Annotated in this window: 4 protein-coding genes; 3 read left to right on the top strand and 1 reads right to left on the bottom strand. The window is 44.8% G+C overall.

Annotated features, from left to right (window positions below; genetic code table 11):
• The first annotated feature begins 332 nt into the window (after positions 1–332).
• Both O9300_RS08190 and O9300_RS08195 read left to right on the top strand, forming a co-directional pair.
• Positions 333–920: an L-threonylcarbamoyladenylate synthase gene (locus tag O9300_RS08190; protein ID WP_287971180.1), complete on the top strand. Its 588-nt coding sequence runs from the start codon at positions 333–335 to the stop codon at positions 918–920.
• Positions 875–1,732, top strand: a complete 858-nt coding sequence (locus tag O9300_RS08195) for a sensor histidine kinase (protein ID WP_287971183.1) — start codon at positions 875–877, stop codon at positions 1,730–1,732. The genes O9300_RS08190 and O9300_RS08195 overlap by 46 nt, the downstream gene beginning before the upstream one ends.
• On the opposite strand, the gene O9300_RS08200 is transcribed toward O9300_RS08195, so the two are convergent.
• The gene (locus O9300_RS08200; protein WP_147071491.1) at positions 1,668–2,138 is read right to left on the bottom strand and encodes a GNAT family N-acetyltransferase; all 471 of its coding nucleotides are present in this window, start codon (positions 2,136–2,138) and stop codon (positions 1,668–1,670) included. The two genes, O9300_RS08195 and O9300_RS08200, sit on opposite strands and share 65 nt — an antisense overlap.
• Before the next feature lie 121 nt (positions 2,139–2,259).
• Between O9300_RS08200 and O9300_RS08205 the strand changes: the two genes are divergently transcribed.
• A partial coding sequence (locus tag O9300_RS08205; RefSeq protein ID WP_287971184.1) for a hypothetical protein occupies positions 2,260–2,468 on the top strand: 209 nt, incomplete at its 3' end.

Raw genomic sequence — 2,468 nt, forward strand, 5'->3', positions numbered from 1 at the left:
GTGTGGGGTGTGGGGTTTTATCGATTTTCAGGTGGTCAACTACCTAATTTTCAGGGAAAAAGTCCCGGAATTTTCCCCCCAATCACTCCAATGGTCGGCACTTTTTGAGGGAAAAAAAGTCTAAAAACCTTATCCAACAAGATTTTTAGATTTATTCAGCAAACCCTAAGTAGGTAGGTGTTAAAAACTTTCAGATACCCCGCTGATCAAGTAGGGTTGATTCAAGGTAGGGTTGATTCAAGGTAGGGTTGATTCATGAATCAACCCTACCCGTTTAAAATTGTACCAAAAAGTTTTAGGCTAAATTAGTCCCCAAAAATGATCAATTCTCAATGCCTACTGCTTCTCTTAACGAAATTGTTCACGCGGCCCTAAGTGGTCAAGTGGTTTCTTTTCCCACGGATACGGTTCCCGCTTTAGCAGTTTCTCCCCCCTATGCTGCCTTAATTTTTGCCGCTAAAAAACGGACTTTTGATAAACCCTTAATTCTCATGGCGGCCTCAGCAGCAGATTTATGGGATTATGTCAAGGGAAATCAGGAAGAAAGGGAGATTTGGCGGCAAATGACCGAAAAATACTGGCCCGGCTCCCTAACTTTGGTTTTACCTGCTGCTGAAAAAGTACCAAAAGTTCTTAACCCTAAAAATCCTAGCACGATTGGTATCCGAGTTCCCGCTCATGCGATCGCACGAGAAATTCTCGGTCGAACTGGTGTTTTAGCGACCACAAGTGCTAATCTGTCAGGACAAGAGCCTTTATTGACTCCAGAAGCGATTATGACTACTTTTCCCTCGGTGACGGTGTTAGCACCCACAGAAAGGCCAGCATGGGGAATAATCAATAGTGGACAACCCTCCACCGTCGCGCGTTGGCAATGTCAAGGATGGGATATCTTACGACAAGGGGCAGTTTTTCTGTAAATATGGACGATATTGACGCTTTAAACCGGGAATTACAGCAAACTCGCCTCGCTTATCAGATGGCCGTGGCAATTAATCACCTCAAAAGCAGTTTTTTGGGACGGGTTGCCCACGAATTGCGATCGCCATTGAGCAGTATGATCAGTCTCCATCAACTGATTCTCGCCGATCTTTGTGAAAGTCCGGCCGAGGAAAGGGAATTTATCGCCCAGGGGCAACTGGCGGGCTGTAAACTGATGGCAATGCTCGATGAGATGATTAATCTCTCCAAACTAGAGTCTGGTACTATACCTCTCGATCAAGAAATTTTTTCTTTAACTAAACTCTGGCAAGATTGGGCAAGTTTAACCTATTTACAGGCAGCTAATCGCAATATTAAGCTTAAATTTAGCCCTTTGACCGATGATATTGCTATTATTGCCGATTATCAGCGTTTATCCTCCGCTCTTGTCCTTCTCGTCGATGCAGCGATCGCCAACTTAACGAGTGGCTCTATTTGTATATCGGTGAGCGCCCTTGGCGAGAAAAAAGTCACTATTACCCTAGAATTTCCGGGGGAAATCGCTCTCTGGCAAATGCCAGAAATTTCCCCTTTGAGTTTAGAATCAAAGCCAGAAGAAGTAAAACAATTTACTCAAGCTCTCGGTCTTTCTCCCGGTCTTAAATTTCAGTTAGCGAAAGGCATTATCGAAGTCTCGGGGGGGGAAATGAGCTTAGATCAAATCGATAACAATAGTCAGGACAAGCTCACACGGATCGTTTTTTCTTTACCTCGATCGCCGGATAGGAAAACTCCTCGGGATAACGATTAAATAATACCATCGTCGTGGTGGCGTTGCTTTGGAAACCAATGCGCCGGTAAAAATTTTCTTGATTAGTAGTCATCAAATAGACTCTTTCCACCCGATTTATTCGGGGATGGGCCAAGACTGTTTCTACTAATTTACGCCCTAAACCCGCTCCCTGATAATCGGGATGAACGATCACATCCCAAATAGTTGCCCGATAAATGCCGTCGGAAGTGGCCCGAGCAAAACCAATTAATTGCCGCTCATTCCACACCGTCACCACCGGATCACTATAGTCAATTGCGGTTTCTAAATCTTCTAAACGGCGATCGATTGCCCAAAATGCGGTTAAATTAAATAATTCTCGTAGTTGCGATAGATCTATCTTGCTTTTATCCTCGTCAAACTGAATCTGACTACAATCAACCATGATATTTCCTTAGTCTAAGACTAAAAAATAAAAGAGGATTCACGCTCGATCGGACTGATTTATGAGCAATTTCCCCTAATCTATGTGTTTGATTATACTCAATGCCTCAGATAATCTCTAGTTGATTTATCGTGATTTCTTGACAAGTCAGGATTCAGGATTCAGGAGTCGGTCGTCGGTCGTCAGGAGATTATTTTTATTTATTCTTCCCACACCCCACACCCCACACCCCACACCCCACACCCCACACCCCACACCCCACACCCCACACCCCACACCCCACACCCCACACCCCACACCCCACACCCCACACCCCACACCCCACACCCC

The sequence above is a fragment of the Microcystis sp. LE19-195.1E genome, from assembly GCF_027532095.1.
In the GTDB taxonomy this organism is placed as follows: domain Bacteria; phylum Cyanobacteriota; class Cyanobacteriia; order Cyanobacteriales; family Microcystaceae; genus Microcystis; species Microcystis aeruginosa.

Excerpts from the sequence above, each read along its gene's own strand:
- O9300_RS08200 (WP_147071491.1), bottom strand. The coding sequence starts at position 2,138 with ATGGTTGATTGTAGTCAGATTCAGTTTGACGAGGATAAAAGCAAGATA.
- O9300_RS08190 (WP_287971180.1), top strand. The coding sequence starts at position 333 with ATGCCTACTGCTTCTCTTAACGAAATTGTTCACGCGGCCCTAAGTGGT.
- O9300_RS08195 (WP_287971183.1), top strand. The coding sequence starts at position 875 with ATGTCAAGGATGGGATATCTTACGACAAGGGGCAGTTTTTCTGTAAAT.